Origin of the sequence: Hippea sp. KM1 (assembly GCF_000526195.1) — a bacterium.
Lineage (GTDB): Bacteria > Campylobacterota_A > Desulfurellia > Desulfurellales > Hippeaceae > Hippea.
In genome coordinates, this window is the sequence record NZ_JAFP01000001.1 from 521,520 (window position 1) to 537,764 (window position 16,245).

Annotated in this window: 16 protein-coding genes; 14 read left to right on the plus strand and 2 right to left on the minus strand. The window is 43.6% G+C overall.

Features of this window, described 5'->3' with window-relative positions; all coding sequences use genetic code 11:
• Positions 1-44: 44 nt before the first annotated feature.
• From D891_RS0102665 to rlmN, 14 genes are all read left to right on the plus strand, one after another.
• Complete coding sequence (locus D891_RS0102665) at positions 45-830, plus strand: ABC transporter permease (protein WP_025209490.1); 786 nt, start codon at positions 45-47, stop codon at positions 828-830.
• Positions 830-1,915, plus strand: a complete 1,086-nt coding sequence (gene rodA / locus D891_RS0102670; RefSeq protein ID WP_029951933.1) for a rod shape-determining protein RodA — start codon at positions 830-832, stop codon at positions 1,913-1,915. The genes D891_RS0102665 and rodA overlap by 1 nt, the downstream gene beginning before the upstream one ends.
• Positions 1,912-3,318: an Rne/Rng family ribonuclease gene (locus D891_RS0102675; protein WP_025209492.1), complete on the plus strand. Its 1,407-nt coding sequence runs from the start codon at positions 1,912-1,914 to the stop codon at positions 3,316-3,318. The genes rodA and D891_RS0102675 overlap by 4 nt, the downstream gene beginning before the upstream one ends.
• A complete protein-coding gene (purB, locus tag D891_RS0102680; RefSeq protein ID WP_025209493.1) occupies positions 3,315-4,610 on the plus strand; it encodes an adenylosuccinate lyase in 1,296 nt (431 codons plus the stop codon). The genes D891_RS0102675 and purB overlap by 4 nt, the downstream gene beginning before the upstream one ends.
• Before the next feature lie 64 nt (positions 4,611-4,674).
• Complete coding sequence (locus D891_RS0102685) at positions 4,675-5,715, plus strand: sensor histidine kinase (protein ID WP_025209494.1); 1,041 nt, start codon at positions 4,675-4,677, stop codon at positions 5,713-5,715.
• Complete coding sequence (locus D891_RS0102690; RefSeq protein WP_025209495.1) at positions 5,708-6,901, plus strand: PDC sensor domain-containing protein; 1,194 nt, start codon at positions 5,708-5,710, stop codon at positions 6,899-6,901. Before D891_RS0102685 ends, D891_RS0102690 begins: the two co-directional genes overlap by 8 nt.
• Positions 6,898-9,276, plus strand: coding sequence for a hybrid sensor histidine kinase/response regulator (locus D891_RS0102695; RefSeq protein WP_029951935.1), 2,379 nt, complete (start codon positions 6,898-6,900; stop codon positions 9,274-9,276). The genes D891_RS0102690 and D891_RS0102695 overlap by 4 nt, the downstream gene beginning before the upstream one ends.
• 11 nt (positions 9,277-9,287) lie before the next feature.
• Entirely contained in the window at positions 9,288-9,878 is a 591-nt protein-coding gene (locus D891_RS0102700) for a chemotaxis protein CheW (protein WP_025209497.1), read from the plus strand.
• A complete protein-coding gene (locus tag D891_RS0102705) occupies positions 9,871-10,830 on the plus strand; it encodes a chemotaxis protein (RefSeq protein ID WP_025209498.1) in 960 nt (319 codons plus the stop codon). Before D891_RS0102700 ends, D891_RS0102705 begins: the two co-directional genes overlap by 8 nt.
• Positions 10,831-10,848: 18 nt before the next feature.
• Complete coding sequence (locus D891_RS0102710; RefSeq protein WP_025209499.1) at positions 10,849-11,337, plus strand: chemotaxis protein CheX; 489 nt, start codon at positions 10,849-10,851, stop codon at positions 11,335-11,337.
• A gap of 4 nt (positions 11,338-11,341) precedes the next feature.
• Positions 11,342-12,067, plus strand: coding sequence for a hypothetical protein (locus tag D891_RS0102715; RefSeq protein WP_025209500.1), 726 nt, complete (start codon positions 11,342-11,344; stop codon positions 12,065-12,067).
• Positions 12,064-12,438 carry a response regulator gene (locus D891_RS0102720; RefSeq protein ID WP_025209501.1) on the plus strand — a complete coding sequence of 125 codons (375 nt, stop codon included), beginning with the start codon at positions 12,064-12,066 and terminating at the stop codon, positions 12,436-12,438. Before D891_RS0102715 ends, D891_RS0102720 begins: the two co-directional genes overlap by 4 nt.
• Complete coding sequence (locus tag D891_RS0102725; RefSeq protein WP_025209502.1) at positions 12,435-13,292, plus strand: ABC transporter ATP-binding protein; 858 nt, start codon at positions 12,435-12,437, stop codon at positions 13,290-13,292. The genes D891_RS0102720 and D891_RS0102725 overlap by 4 nt, the downstream gene beginning before the upstream one ends.
• Positions 13,285-14,313: a 23S rRNA (adenine(2503)-C(2))-methyltransferase RlmN gene (gene rlmN, locus D891_RS0102730; protein WP_025209503.1), complete on the plus strand. Its 1,029-nt coding sequence runs from the start codon at positions 13,285-13,287 to the stop codon at positions 14,311-14,313. Before D891_RS0102725 ends, rlmN begins: the two co-directional genes overlap by 8 nt.
• Here rlmN and ruvC read toward each other — a convergent pair.
• Positions 14,308-14,772 (minus strand): crossover junction endodeoxyribonuclease RuvC, encoded by a 465-nt coding sequence (ruvC, locus tag D891_RS0102735; protein WP_029951937.1) that lies wholly within the window; start codon positions 14,770-14,772, stop codon positions 14,308-14,310. The two genes, rlmN and ruvC, sit on opposite strands and share 6 nt — an antisense overlap.
• Positions 14,744-16,216 carry a LysM peptidoglycan-binding domain-containing protein gene (locus D891_RS09390; RefSeq protein ID WP_025209504.1) on the minus strand — a complete coding sequence of 491 codons (1,473 nt, stop codon included), beginning with the start codon at positions 16,214-16,216 and terminating at the stop codon, positions 14,744-14,746. The genes ruvC and D891_RS09390 overlap by 29 nt, the downstream gene beginning before the upstream one ends.
• Between the last annotated feature and the right edge of the window lie 29 nt (positions 16,217-16,245).

Here is a 16,245-nt window from a genome sequence, read left to right on the forward strand (position 1 = left end):
CCAGTTGGCTTGAAAAAAGGGTATGCTTTTGATAGTTTTTACCTGTGAAAAGGGATGCTTTGTTCTGGTTGTCTTTATCTTATATAGGACTTGTGGTGATCCTTGCCGTATTTGCCTCTCATATTGCTCCGTATAGCCCCTATGAGATAGACCCGAACAACATACTTAAGCCCCCTAACATACACCATCTGTTCGGCACGGATAGGCTTGGCAGGGATGTGTTCTCAAGGGTGGTTTACGCTTCAAGGATATCGATGGAGGTCTCCTTTATCGCCGTTGGTATTTCAACATCGATAGGTGTGATTTACGGAGCTGTAAGCGGTTATTTTGGCGGCTGGGTGGATGCTTTAATGATGCGATTTGTGGATGTTATGCTTACATTCCCCGTTTTCTTTTTGATATTGGCTGTGGTGGTGGTTCTTGGGCCGAGTATATTCAATGTTATGGTTGTTATAGGCCTGACCGGCTGGATGGGTATAGCCAGGATAGTAAGGGCTGAAAGTTTAAAGATAAGGGAGTTGGGCTATGTGCAGGCGGCTAAACTGTTAAACAAAAGCGATATATACATACTCTTTAGGCATATAATACCAAACTGTTTATCGCCTGTTGTTGTCTATGCGACGCTGGGTGTGGGTTCTGCCATACTTGCAGAATCGGCTTTGAGTTTCTTGGGTTTAGGTGTGCAGCCGCCGACTGCAAGCTGGGGAAGTATTCTGTCTGAGGGTAAGGATGTAATAGAGGTTGCCTGGTGGATGAGTTTTTTCCCGGGCATGGTTATTTTTCTAACGGTTATCTCCTTCACCATTATAGGCGAGAAGCTTAAGAAGTAATGTTTCAGATAGACAGAAAGAAGTTAAAATACTTCGATTATTTTCTATTCTTTATTGTCATCGCTATTTCCGCTGTGGGCATAATCACCATTTCATCCACCACAAACGGGGTTCTATTTGCAAAAAGGCAGATTTTGTGGGTATCCATAGGCATAGTTGTGATGCTTATCAGTGCCAATCTGGATACAAGGCATATAAAGAGAAACGCCTGGTTGTTCTATCTGCTTGTTATGGCTATGTTGATCTTTGTGTTTGTTAAGGGTATCTTAAGCCACGGGGCGAGGCGGTGGATAGCCGTATCGTTTATACATATACAGCCGTCTGAGTTTGTTAAGATTGCGGTTATATTTATGCTGGCGGCCTATTTTGATGAAAATCCGAAGACTCAGCCGTATTCTATAAAAGAGCTTGCCTATCCCTTGGGAGTTGTTCTTTTGCCCGTTTTGCTTATAATTAAGCAGCCGGATTTGGGCACTGCCATAGCGGTGTTTGTTATTGCCTTGAGCATGATTTTGGCAAGCGGTGTTAATAGGTCTTTGGTGTTGAAGGGTATATTGGTTGCTTTGGTGTTTATGCCCTTTGCATGGAGTAAGCTTAAACCGTATCAGAAGGATAGAATTATGGGCTTTTTGGATCCATACAGTGCTCCGACCACCTATGGATACAACACCATACAATCGGAGATTGCCGTGGGTTCTGGTGGTCTTTGGGGTAAGGGGTTGCATAACGCCACACAGACCCAGTTGAGCTTTCTGCCAGAAAGCCACACCGATTTCATATTCTCTGTGTTCTCAGAGCAGTGGGGATTTGTTGGCTGCATGGTTATCTTGGGGCTTTACTTTGTTTTGCTTTACAGGGCGTTTTCCATTGCAAGGGCTGCGGATAATGACTTTGATAGATTGGTTTGTGTGGGTATAATTACATATTTGTGGATCTCGGTGGTTTTCAACATAGGCATGACACTTGGTCTTTTGCCTGTTGTGGGTATACCGTTGGTGTTTTTTAGTTATGGTGGCAGTTCAACATTAACGGCGTTCTTTTCTGTGGGTGTTTTACTATCCGTTGCATTGAGGAGTAAGGTATGACGAGGCTTCTTATCTCATCCGACCCGTTTGTTTTGAGGGCGGCAAAGGTTGAGGGTAATAGATTGACGGTTTTTGTTATGAAGAGGAAAGATAAATCCGCCTCTTCCATCATCGGCAACATATACAAGGGTGTCATTGAGAATATAGCCCCTCAACTGGGTGCGGCATTTGTCAATATAGGCCTGGACAAGAACGCCTTTTTGTGTTTAGATACGGCTTGTGTTGAATCCATAAAATCGCTGGGGATCAAGATAGAAGAGAATCAGGAGGTTATGGTTCAGGTTCTAAAGCCCATAGCCTCCAGCAAAGGCCCAAAGGTGAGCCTGAATATCACCATCCCGGGCAATTACCTTGTTCTGCTTAAGGGTACGGATTTTGTTGGTGTGTCCAAACACATTACAGACAGGCAGAAGAATAAACAGTTGAGGGAGATGCTTTCTGAGTTGAAGGAGGAAGGAATAGGATTTATAGCAAGAACTGCCTCGAGGTTTGCCTCTATAGATGAGCTTAGGTCTGAGGCGAATTATCTGAAGAGGCTTGCAAAGCGCATAGATGAGAGTTTTGCCTCATCCAGGGCGCCGGCTCTGTTGTATGAGGAGCCGCAGCTGCCCCTTAAGGTGATAAGGGAGTATTGCGATGATGATACCGATGAGATCATATTTGACGATGAGGAGACCTACCATAAAACAGAGTCATACTTAAGGGAGATGTATAACGCCTGCAAGAATAAATTGATCCTGTTTGATAAGAACAGGCCGTTGTTTGAGTATTACGGAATAGATAAGGACATCAAACAGCTTCAGGATAATGTGGTGCACCTAAGAAGCGGCGGTTATATAATTATCGAAAAGACCGAGGCGTTTTTTGCTATAGATGTCAATGCGGGCAGCTATCATTACAGGGATTACAATGCGGATGAGGCTATATTTAAGGTTAATCTTGAGGCTGCCTATGAGATATTCAAGCAGATAAACTTAAGGGATTTGGGCGGGTTGATAGTTGTGGACTTTATAGATATGAACAATCCCGAGTATAAAAAGAAGATAGAAGAGGTGCTCTGCAGGCTTGCAAAGGAGGATAAAAGAAAAACCTATGTAAGCAAGATGAGCGAGTTGGGTGTGGTTGAGATATCAAGGAGAAAGAACAATACAGATATATTTGATGAGATGTTTGAGAAGTGCCCCGACTGTTATAACGGCGGGCTTATAAAGAGCACGACATTTATATGTTCTGAGATTTATCAGAAGATTAAATACTCCAACAAAACGCGGTTTAGGCTTAAGGCCACACCGGGTGTGATTGATCAGTTTAAAAGGTATGCAGACTTTAAGGATAAATCCATAGAGTATCAGATAAGCAATAGTTGCAATGCAGAAGAATATATTTTAGAGGTGGTGGGATGATTGAAAGGTATACCCGAAAAGAGATGGGTCAGTTGTGGACGGAAGAGGCCAAGTTCTCACGCTGGCTTGAGGTCGAGATCGCCGTTTGCGAGGGTTGGGAAAGCATTGGCGAGATCCCTAAAGGCACAGCCGACAAGATCAGGCAGAACGCCAGGTTCGATATAAAGAGGATAGAGGAAATAGAAAGGACAACACGCCACGATGTGGTGGCATTCTTGGAGAATGTCAAGGAGAGCTTGGGTAATGAGGGCGATTATTTGCACTTTGGTATAACGAGTTCTGACACAATTGACACAGCGATGGCATTGGCCTTGAAGCGTTCGGCTCAGATTATTATAGAAGACATAAGGATGGTTATGGATACGCTGAAAAAGAGGGCGTTTGAGTTTAAGGATACGCTGATGATTGGCAGATCACACGGCATTCACGGTGAGCCCATCAGTTTTGGTTTTGTCCTGGCACTCTGGTATGCCGAGATGAAGAGAAACCTAAAGCGCATGGAGGAGGCAAAGGAGATTATCTCTTACGGGAAGATCTCTGGTTCAATGGGGACATTTGCCAATGTGCCTATAGAGGTGGAAGAGTATGCCTGTAAGAAGTTGGGTCTAAAGCCCGCACCGATATCCAGCCAGATTATTCAGCGTGATAGGTATGCGCAATACATGACGACCCTTGCCATCATAGCTTCGACCATTGAGAAGATTGCAACCCAGATCAGGCACTATCAGAGGACAGAGGTGAGGGAGGCAGAGGAGTTCTTCCACAAGGGTCAGAAGGGCTCATCGTCCATGCCGCACAAGAGAAACCCTGTTTTGAGTGAGAATTTGTGCGGTTTGGCAAGGCTTGTAAAATCAAACTCCATTGCGGCGCTTGAAAATGTTGCCTTATGGCATGAGAGGGACATAAGCCATTCATCCAATGAAAGGATCATCCTGCCCGATTCCAATATCGCCATCGATTTTATGTTGCACAGGCTGAACAATGTCCTTTCCAATCTTACCGTTTATAAGGACAACATGATGAAGAACCTCAATCTGACAAGGGGGGTTATATATTCCCAGAGGTTGATGCTTAAGCTTGTTGAGGCTGGTGCTGACAAGATTGATGCCTATGAGGCTGTTCAGAAGAACGCTATGGACTCCTGGGAGAACGAGCGTGATTTTAAACAGCTGGTGCTTAACGATGAGTTTATTAACAAATATTTAAGTAGAAGCCAGATAGAGGAGTGTTTCGACCCCAACTATTATATTAGAAGGATGGATGACATATTCAGAAGAGTTTTTGACGGATAGTTTTATTTTTAGTAAAATTTATCAGTTTAAGAGTTTTTTATTTTGGGGTGAGTAAAAGGGGTTTATGAACTCTTTAGTAAAGGATTTCATAGATAAATTAAATGACGGTATAGTTGTATTTAATTCAGACGGGGTTGTATTGACTCTAAATAGGTCGGCCCAGGAGAAGTTTGGCTTAAAAGAGGGCGATAGTATTAGCAGCATACTGAAGGATGACGATAGGGAGATATTCTTAGACAATGTGTTGAGCTTGGCCAAGAAAGGCAAACCCTACTCCAACTTTATGCGTTTTATTGACAAAGACGGCGATCTGATTTTCTGCTGGCTCAATGTGTTTGTGTATGAGGATGCGTTTGTCTTTGAGATATTTGACCTAAGCCCGATGGAGAAGAGGGTTTCAACCATAAGCGACTCCAGCTATGCCAAGGTGTTGAAATACATGAGCCAGGGCATAGCCCATTCCATAAGAAACCCGATCATGTCGGCTGGTGGCATGTTGTCAAGGATAAGGGCAAAACTATCGCAAGAGGGTGATGAGAAGCTGATAAAGTATATAGAGGTGGTTGAAAAAAGCCTCTATAGAATTATTAGTATAATAGCTAACATAGAGGTTGTGAGCAACTCGTTTCCCGTAAGCTTAGAGAGAATCAACTTGGTGGATCTTGCCGATGAGATTGCTAAAAAGTATGCAGACAGGGGCGTATATGTATCAAGGGATAGCCTAAAGAGTGTATGTGTGTATGCCAATCGTATGCATTTGAGCTTTGTGATTGAGGAGATTGTGAAAAACGCCATAGATGCGACAGAGGGCATGGATAACCCGCAGATAGAGATAAGGGTATTTAAAGAGGGCAAGAACGCATTTGTGGTTGTAAAGGATAACGGCAAGGGGATTGAAGAGGAGGAGTTGCCGTTGACAACCATTCCGTTTTATTCCACAAAGCCGTCGAATATGGGCATTGGCCTTTCCCTGGCCAAGTTCCTTATAGAGGGTTATCACGGGGAGCTGCTCATTGAGTCCAAGAAGGGCGAAGGCACCAGTGTCAGTATAACCATACCGATGGAAAAGAGGGACGACATAAGGATAAAGAGGCTGTATGATTAAGAGGCTTTCGACCAAGGTTGTTGTATATACCACAACCCTTGTGTTGATAACACTTTTCATATTTAGCATGAGTTCTATCTTCACCATCATGGCACTGAAGAAGTATGCCCTTAAGAAGACGGAGAATGTATTTAAGGAAAATGCCGATGAGAATTTAGAAAGAGAGGTCGTCTCCTATGCGAAGATATTGAAGGATGCTATGGATGCCAAAGAGAGCATCTCGTATATGTTTGGCGAGGCGGTGGAAAAGGAGATAACCTCAAATAAACACCAGCTTCCTGAGCTGCTTCAGAGCGTTTTTAGCGAGATGAACAATGTGTTGGATATGCGAGTGATAGCCATATTTGACTCAAATGGTAAGCTGTTGGATAGATACCCCACTTTCGAGTGTGTGGATGTGCTTAAAAGGTATGTAAGCAAGCTTGCAAAATCTGAGGCTGTAAACAGGATTAAATATATAGATTTCCACATAAACAAGGACGAGAGCGTGTCTTTTTCCTTTGTGTATTTTGGCAGGGATAGTAAAAAGAAGCCCATTTACATAGTGTTTGATTACAAGCCGTATGATATGTATTCACTCATCAGGACGGCCCAGCTTTACCCGTATTCCCAGAAGTATTTGTGGGTTATAAACAGAGAGGGTGTTTTGATTTACGATCCGCCATCAAAACAACATCCGCTGATTACCCTTACAGACCATGTGGATTTGACCGATCCAAAAAACGGCAAGCTGTTGGCCGAGGTGGTGAAGGATAAGATCCTGAAGGGCGAAACCGGCGTTGCAAGGTATGTATTTAGAGGGGTGGATAAGTTTGTGGGTTATACCTATGTGGAGAAATACGGCTGGGGGCTTGGTTTGACTTTACCTACCGAGATATTTTACAAGCCTATACAGGATCTATCGAAGGATATAGCCTCAAAGACCATATACACGCTCGCCTTATTTGGTTTGTTTAGCGTTATAATGATACTATCGACTATAGTTCTTGCGTTCTTTATCAGCAGGCGCATAACGGTGCCGATAAATGAAACGGCCAACGCCGTTGAAGCTATACTAAAGGGTGATTATTCAAGGAGACTGAAGCCTTCAGGCACAGAGGAGCTGGATAAGTTGGCAGAGGTTGTGAATAGATTGTTGGATTACTTTAGTAATAGAGAAAATAATGAAGGGGAGGGCAGCAAATGAGTGAGAATATGGAGGAGATGCAGGAGATAATACAGGACTTCTTGGTTGAGGCAGACGAGCTGTTGGAGGAGTTAGATGAGGATTTAGTAAGGCTTGAGAATGAAAGCGACGATGAGGATCTGCTCAATAAGATATTCAGGGCCTTCCATACGATAAAGGGGTCTGCCAGCTTTTTGGGTTTTGAAAAGCTAACAGAGCTAACGCATAAGCTGGAGGATGTCCTAAATAGGCTCAGGAAGTTTGAAATTAGACTCAATACAGAGATGATGGATGCAATCTTGGCCGGTGTTGATAAGGCCAAGATGATTATTGAGGCCATCAAAAACGGCGAGGATCCAGAGGCTATAGATATAGAGGACAACATATCGCAGCTGGCCAAATTCTTGGATGATAACTATACGCAGTCTGAAGGTGAAGCCAAACAGGAAGCCAAGGAGGAGCCGAAAGAGGAAAAGGCAGAGGAGGAGTTGAGCGAAGAGGAGCTTATAAAGGCCCAAGAGCAGGAGATGATAGAGGAAGAGGGTATAAACCCCGAAGAGGAGAAGAAGGAATCAAAGAGCAAGGACGATATAGATGCCGAGATAGAAAGGCTTTTGGCCTGGAGGATGGAAGAAGATAAAAAGAGGAGGATGCAAAAGAAACAACAGCCTGCTGAAGAGGAGTCAAAACAAAAAGAGGAAACGCAAGCCAAAGAGCAACCCAAGCCGCAGCAGCAACAGAAGAAGACAACAGCCCTTGCAAGCAAGAAGACCAAGCCTGTTATCGAGCAGACCATAAGGGTTGATGTTGAAAGGCTCGATGATTTGATGAATCTTGTTGGAGAGCTTGTTTTGGGCAAAAACAGGCTGGTTAGTGTTACACAGAGGGCTGAGGAGAAGTTTGGCGGCGATGAGATAGTTGAGGAGTTAAGTGAGGTGGCAAGCCAGATAACGCTTGTCACGACCGATCTGCAGATGGGTGTAATGAAGACAAGGATGGTTCAAATAGGTAAGGTTTTCAATAAGTTCCCCCGCGTTGTCAGGGATATAGCCAGAGAGCTCAACAAGGAGGTTGAGCTTGTAATAAAGGGTGCAGAAACCGAATTGGACAAAAGCGTTGTTGAGGAGATAAACGATCCGCTTGTCCATATTGTAAGGAACGCCATAGACCACGGTATCGAGCCACCTGAGGAGAGGAAAAAACTCGGTAAACCGCCAAAAGGGACGGTAATACTTTCTGCATACCACGAGGGCAATTACATCGTTATTGAGACCACGGACGACGGAAGGGGCATGGATCCTGAAAAGCTCAAGCAGAAGGCGCTTGAGAAGGGTCTTATAACCGAGACAGAAGCCAGGCAGATGAGCAAGGAGGAGGCATACGCCTTGATATTCAAGCCGGGCTTTTCCACAGCAGCTCAGGTGACAAACATCTCCGGCCGTGGTGTGGGTATGGATGTTGTTAAGACCAATGTGGAAAAACTCAACGGTATTATAGAGGTTAAATCCGAGATCGGTAAGGGCACAACAATAATCCTCAAGATTCCGTTGACGCTTGCAATCATCCAGGCACTGCTTGTTAAGGTGGCCAAGGAATTCTTTGCCGTTCCGCTTGTCAGTGTTGTTGAGACGGTCAGAATATCCAAGGATGATATAGACAAGGTTGAGAATAAGGATGTCTTAAGACTCAGGGATAACATAATACCGCTTGTGTATTTGGGTGATACACTCGGCATAGGTGATAACAAACGCACACTCGATGGCAGGGAAATATATGTTGTTGTGGTTGCCGTGGCTGAAAAGAGGATAGGCCTGATAGTGGATGAGCTTATAGGAAGGGAAGAGATAGTTATTAAATCTTTGGGTAATTATCTAACCAACATCAAGGGTATCTCTGGTGCAACGATAATGGGCGATGGATCTGTGACATTGATCCTTGATGTGGCCAATGTGGTAAACGAGGCCTCCATAATAACAACAAATATCGAGGATCATTTGATTGAGCTGTATGAAAAGGACAAGCCGGTTGTGCTTGTTGCAGCAAGGGAATGCGATATGACTCAAGAGCTTAAGAAGTATCTAAAGGAGAGGGGATACGATGTTGTATTCGCCTATTCCGACAAAGAGGCTCTGGATTTAGCCTGTGAGAACATAGCCGATCTAATAATGGTTGATCTGGGCATATACATAAATGACGGCTATAATTTAGCAAAGACCCTAAGGAGGATGCCGGCCTATAAGACAACGCCGATCATAGGCATCTCCACCGATGGGACATTCGATAAAGAGAAGCTAAAGGAGGCCAAGATTAACAAGCTTGTGTTTGCTCCGTTTACGGGTGAGGAATTGGATGCGGCCATTGAGGCTGCCTCTAAAAAGAATATACTTGTGACTTGAAGGGGGGATAAATGAGTGCAAAAGAGGTTGATCTATTCGATAAAAGCCTGGCTTTGAATGAGGATTTAGAGGAAGAGATAGTAAAGAAGAGTCAAAAATCCAATGCCATTATAATGAAGGATGAATATGAGCAGGTGGTGGGCTTCCTTTTGAATAAGGAGCTCTTTGGCGTTGACATTCTGGATGTTGAGGAGATTATAAAGCCCGTTGATTACACATTTGTGCCAAATACCAGGCCGTTTGTGCTTGGTGTGATCAATTTGAGGGGTAAGATTATCCCTATAGTGGATTTGAGGATTAAGTTCGGTTTTAAGGTTAAACCCATCAACGCCGATACCAGAATCATAATAATATCCCACGATGAATACAATGTGGGATTTGTTGTGGATAAGATAGAGAAGGTTTACTATGTGGAGAAGAAGAACATAGAGCCCACACCGCCCAATATACCCCCCAACATAGAGAAGTATGTAAAGGGCGTGGGAAAGATGCCAAAGAAGATCATTACACTTCTAAACATAGAGGAGCTTTTGAATGAGGGTGGAAGTCTCTATTCTAAATCTTCATCTTCAAACAATCCTGCGGAGGTAGAAAATGGCTGATAAAAAGAACGAGGATAAAATAGATATTTTACAAGTCGGCACCAACCAGATGGAGCTTGTCGACTTCAGGATGTATGAGCTTAAAGAGGACGGCAAGATCTATGAGGGTATATACGGCATAAACATAGCAAAGGTGAAGGAGATAATAAAATACCCCAACCTTATAAAGATACCCACGAAGGATTCCTTAATTGAAGGCATCTATAACTTAAGGGGTGAGGTCATACCGATAGTCAGCTTGGCCAAGTGGTTGGGTATTAATGAGCCACCGGATATAAAGACAAGGAAGGTTATAATAACGATCTTTAACAATATAACGGTGGGTTTCATCGTCCATGACGCAAAAAGGATCAGGCGTGTATCGTGGAGATTCGTTAAGCCACCAAGCGAGGTATTGATTCATCAATACGGCAATAAGATCGTAGGAACCATCAACCTGGATGAGGAACATGTTATGATTATACTCGACTTTGAGAGCATCTGCGAAGAGCTTGGTATATTCTCAGAGGACGATATTAAGAGGATCAGGGATACGGCATTGGAGGGTGCAAAGGATAAGCAAAAGAAGGTTAAGATACTCATTGCAGACGACTCAGCCACAGCAAGGAAGATCATCAAGGCGGCCGTGGAGCCTCTGGCCGAAAGGATCATTGAGGTTAAGGACGGCCAGGAAGCGTGGGATACGCTTAACAAGCTTTATGATGAGACAAACGGGAATATAGAGGAGGCTGTTGATATAATCATAACCGATGTGGAGATGCCCAACATGGACGGTTATAGGTTTACCAAGTTGGTCAAGGAGGATGACAGGTTTAGAAAGATTCCCGTAATCATGAATACATCGCTATCTGGTAATGCCAACCTGCAGAAGGCCAAAGAGGTCGGTGTTGATGATTTCTGCACGAAGTTCATAGCCGAGGAGTTTACTCAGGCTGTGTTGAAACATATATAAGAGAAAGGAGCTTAAGGTATGGCGGCTAAGTTAAGTGTTGAATGGATAAATCCCTTTATCGAGGCAACCGAGGAGATATTGGAAACGGTGGCCATGATTTCACCAAAGAGGGGTCAATTAGCCTTAAAGAAGGACAGCACCGTGGAATACGATGTCAGTGGTATAATAGGTATCACGGGTGAGGCCATAGGCTCCATAGCGCTTTCTTTCCCAAAGAAGACAGCTATAAAGGTTGTCAGTAATTTTACAGGTGAAGAGGTGCTTGGTATAGATAATGATACAGCGGATGCTATTGGTGAGTTAACGAACATGATAGCCGGCAGAGCCAAAAAGATCTTCTCTGACAAGGGCGTAAAGTTGAAAATATCCGTCCCAAATGTGGTTATAGGAAAAAACCACACCATTGCATCGCCCAAAGGGACGCCGACGATTGTTATACCGTTCACATCGGATGAGGGTGAGTTTGCCATACAGGTGTCGTTAGTTCCAAATCCATCGGAGGAGTAATGTTATGGGCCATCAAGATGATATTGATGCATTGATTGCCGAATTTAACAAGACCGATAAGAACGAGGTCAATTCGGTAATAGATGAGTTTGTGGAAAAAAGCGACGATGAGATCGTCGAAAAGGCCATGAGGCCTAAAGCCGAGAAGGAAGCGACCGATAAGGTTGAGGATGAAGAAGCAGAAAAACTAAGGGGCGTGAGGCTTCCGCCAAAGGAGCATAGGGTAATCGACAGGTTAGATGAGATAAACAAGGAGAGCGAGGAGAAGGTCAATAAGCTTTTTGAAAAGCTTGAGGCTATATGTGCAGAGGTGGATGAGGTTGAGGGCATGATAGAAGAGATCAAGCCCTATGTTAATAAACATAAAGAGTTTATGGATTTCTTTGTGGAGCACTTCCCCAGAACCGTTGTGAAGAACAACTATGAGTATTTCAAAAACATAATAAACATACTAAACGACATAGAGAATAAGGTCAACAGCGTCAGGGACAACACATACGAAGCAATGGACATACTGCAGTTTCAGGATATTACCAGGCAGAAGATTGAAAGGGTTATCTCTGTTATCAAGGCGCTTCACGATTATCTTAACAACTGGTTTGCATCCTCCTATGAGGATGTGCCCAGGGCGAGGGTTGCCCATACAATAGTGGATGAATCTGAGAAGGAGAAAGTCGATCAAGAGGTTGAAGAAATAATAAAGCAAATGCAAAGGGGTGAGGTAAAATGAAGATTATAACCATTGACGATTCTTCAACTATGAGAAGGATTATCAAGAATACATTAAAGAGAATTGGATACGGCGATGAGATATTGGAGGCCGAAAACGGCAAGGAAGCGCTGGATATCCTTGCCAACAACGATGTCGATTTGATTATAACAGACTGGAATATGCCTGTTATGGACGGGTTGACATTTGTAAAGAAGATCAGGTCAGACCACAAATACGACGATGTGCCTATTATTATGGTCACAACGGAGGCTGCAAAGGAGGACATTATCACGGCTCTTAAGGCCGGTGTGAACAACTATATTGTTAAGCCGTTCACGCCTCAGGTGTTGAAGGAGAAAATAGAGGCCGTTTTGGGTTTGAAGGATTGATAGAGCTCAGTGGTGTATGTAAGTATTACAGGAAGGGCTCATACTTTAAGAGGGAGACCGTTGAGGTCTTAAGGGATGTAAGTATAACAATAGAAAGGGGTAAACACACCGGCATAATTGGCGAATCCGGTGCAGGTAAATCGACACTGTGCAGAATCTTAAGCCTGCTTGAGTTGCCCGATAAGGGCAGGGTTTCTGTCGATGGCGTTGAGGTTAACAGAAAGAACATAAAGAAGATAAGGGGTGTGGTGGGGATGGTTTTTCAAGACCCCATCACATCCTTAGACTCCAAAATGAAGATCATCTCCTCCCTTAAAGAGGCAAATGGTAATGTTGAGCAGATCAAAGAGACCTGCCTTAGGGTTGGCTTGAGTCCATCCATTCTTTACAGATACCCCCATCAATTAAGCGGGGGCCAGCAGCAACGGGTTGCAATAGCAAGGGCTATACTCTCAAAGGCCAAATATATCTTATTTGATGAGTTTAGCAGCGCTCTGGATGTATCAACGCAGGCAAGGATAGTTAACCTGCTGTGCGATATAAACAAAGACAGGGAGTATTCCTTTGTCTTTGTGTCCCACGATGTAAAATTGGTGGGATTTCTATCCGATGAGATCTATGTTATATACAAGGGCGAGATCGTTGAAAAGCTTAAGAGCCTCAGTGATGCTCTGCATCCGTATACCCGTCTTTTAATAGAAGGAACGGTTGAGGATGGTGTTGATTTGGCCGGCGATAGCGGTTGTGCGTTCTATTCTGTGTGTCCAAGCAGGATGGATAGATGCAGACACGATAGGCCTGAACTTGTTGATATAGATGGTGATAGACAGGTGAGGTGCTTTTTGTATGATTGATGTGCTTTCGTTAGAATACCATGAGTTGAGGGATATACTGCTGGGTTTGGGGTATGAAAGATACAGGGCTGAGCAGATCTTTTCGTTTCTTTATAAGCAGAAGGTAAGCTCCTTTGATGATATAACCGTTTTGAAGAAGGATGTAAGGAAGGCCTTGGCCGAGCAGTTCTTTATCTACAGGATAGAGAAACAGAGTGTCTCTTCATCTGATGACGGCACCAGGAAATACCTGTTCAAACTTAATGACGGCGTCTTTATCGAAAGCGTATTGATACCGATGAATAGGGGGCGTTTTACCATCTGCGTCTCAACCCAGGCGGGCTGCAGGATGGGTTGTAAGTTCTGCGCAACGGGAAGGATGGGATTTAAGAGAAACCTAACGACATCGGAGATCGTATCCCAGGTTGTTTATATTTTGAAGGACAACAATCTAAAAACGGCCAATGTGGTATATATGGGCATGGGTGAGCCGCTGGATAATTACAACAACACGGTAAAATCGATAAGGATCCTCTCAGACGAGAGGGGGCTTTCCATATCAAAAAGGAGGATCACGCTTTCGACAGCAGGTATAACGCCGGCCATAAGGAAGCTAAAGAAGGATCTGCCCAATATCAATATGGCTTTATCGCTCCACAGTGTAATATCCGACAAAAGAAGTATGATTATGCCTATAAATGAGACCTATCCAGTGGATGAGGTTTTAGATGAGCTTAAGGATTTCCCTATGCCTAAAAGAAAAAGAATAACATTTGAGTATGTCATGATAAAAGGCATAAACGACACAAAAGAGGATCTGAAGTCCCTTGTGAGGGTTATGTCTAAATTCAGATGCAAGCTCAATATAATACCGCTGAACAAACACGATCTGCTTGGAACGAAATTCGATCCGACACCCTTGGATGAAATAGAGGCATTTGCGGACTATCTTAGAAATAAGGGCATGTTCGTTACCATTAGGAAATCCAAAGGCTCAAGTATAAATGCGGCCTGCGGCATGCTTGCAACCAGGGCTTCATAGGCCTTTGGTGTATATGTGGGTCAATGCGACGGCTAAGGCATCGGACACATCCAGCGGCATGTCGCCTAAGTCTATATTCAATGTCTTTTCTAAGACGAATCTAACCTGATTCTTATCCGCTGCGCCATAACCGCAGATAGCCTGTTTTATCTGTCTGGGTGTGTATTGAAAGATGTTTTTACCCTCTTGCTTTGCCGCTATGATTACAGCTGCCTTTATCTGACTAAGCACCATTGCAGATTTTATGTTTACCGAATAGAACGGGCTTTCAACCGCTATCTCATGTGGTTTAAATGCCCTTATTATTTGGCTTATGAATTCAAATACACCAAAGATCCTCTCCTCTTGAGGGGTTTTTTGTTTGAACTTTATAAAGTCAAATTCTATTTTTTTGGTGGAGGGGTCGATAAAACCGCATGCGGTAATAGAGCTACCCGGATCCACCCCTAATATAAGCATAACGGGTATCAACTCCGAGTATTCTTTTGGCTCCTACAAATCTCTTCCAGTAATACCTATCGAAGCGTGAGATCTTTACACCGCTTCTTCTTCCTGCAGCATGTATGAATTTTCCGTTTCCTATGTATATGGCAACATGCGTTACCTTGGCATAGTTCATTGTGTGGAAGAACAACAAATCGCCCGGCTGGAGTTTCTTAACAGAAATCGGAATGCCGGCGGTCCTGTATTGCTCCTCTGCCGTTCTTGGGAGTCTTATGTTGAATTTGGAGTATATTTTTTGGACAAATGCAGAGCAATCTATACCGTGCCTTAGGCTGTTGCCGCCAAACCTATAAGGTGTGCCTATAAATCTTTCTGCATACTTGATCAGGGCGTGCCTTTCCTCGTTCAATATGGAGTATCTGAGCTTTAGTTTTTCGCTTTCCTTTAGGTTTAGACTCGGGACGAACAGCACCTGTCCAACACGCAGGTTTCTGCCCGATATATCGTTAAGGGTTTTTATTATGTCTATGCTTGTGTTGAATTTTTTGGCTATCTTCCATAGGCTATCGCCCGGTTTTACCCTGTAAACCTCAGAATAGACGAGGTATTTAGGCGGTATGAACAGGTTTTCTTTTCTGCTTAGTATGATCTTTTCCGTTAAATCCTTGGGTATAACAATCAAATCACCGGGTTTTATGATATTGCCTATTTTGGGGTTGAGTTCCCTGAGCTTTTGCAATGACAGGCCGAATCTGTTGGCTATGCCCCTTAGTGTGTCGCCTCTGGCCACGATGTAATAACCATCGCCAATCTCGCCCGGCCTGGGTGTTTTTTTGGCAACTGCATGCTCCTTCGGGAGGTTTATAACCTGACCCGGTCTGATTTTAGACCAATCTATCCCGGAGTTTACCTCTTTTAGCTGCTTGTAAGAATAGTGCAGCTTCTTTGCTATTCTAATCAATGAATCGCCGGGTTTTATTGTGTATGTCAGGGTTTTGTTTTTGCTGGATTGCTCTGCTTTGGGTTTTTCTTTTTTGGCGGTTTTTAGCTGTATGTTTGTTTTGTTCGGTGTCTGGCTTTTGTTGATTGTTATTTGATTGGTTCGTATGGGTAAGAATATCTTATCATTTGGCTTTATCTTTAGCCAATCCACATTGGGGTTTGCCCGTTTAATCTCTTTATACGAATACCCTAACTTTTTGGCTATCTTTATGAGGCTATCGCCCTTCTGGACGGTGTAATATATCCTTTTGCCTTGCGTGGGTATTATGATCTTATCGTTTGGCTTTATCTTTAGCCAGTTGATGTTGGGATTTGCCTGTTTTATTAAAGACGGTTTAATGCCGAATTTGTGGGCTATCTTTATTAAAGAGTCGCCGCTTTTTACTATGTATATTTGATCTGCAAGGACCGGCTGGGCCAGGAGGATTAAGGCTAAAAGGATCCTCAAGACATACATATGAAACTTATACAAAATGGCGTCGGTTT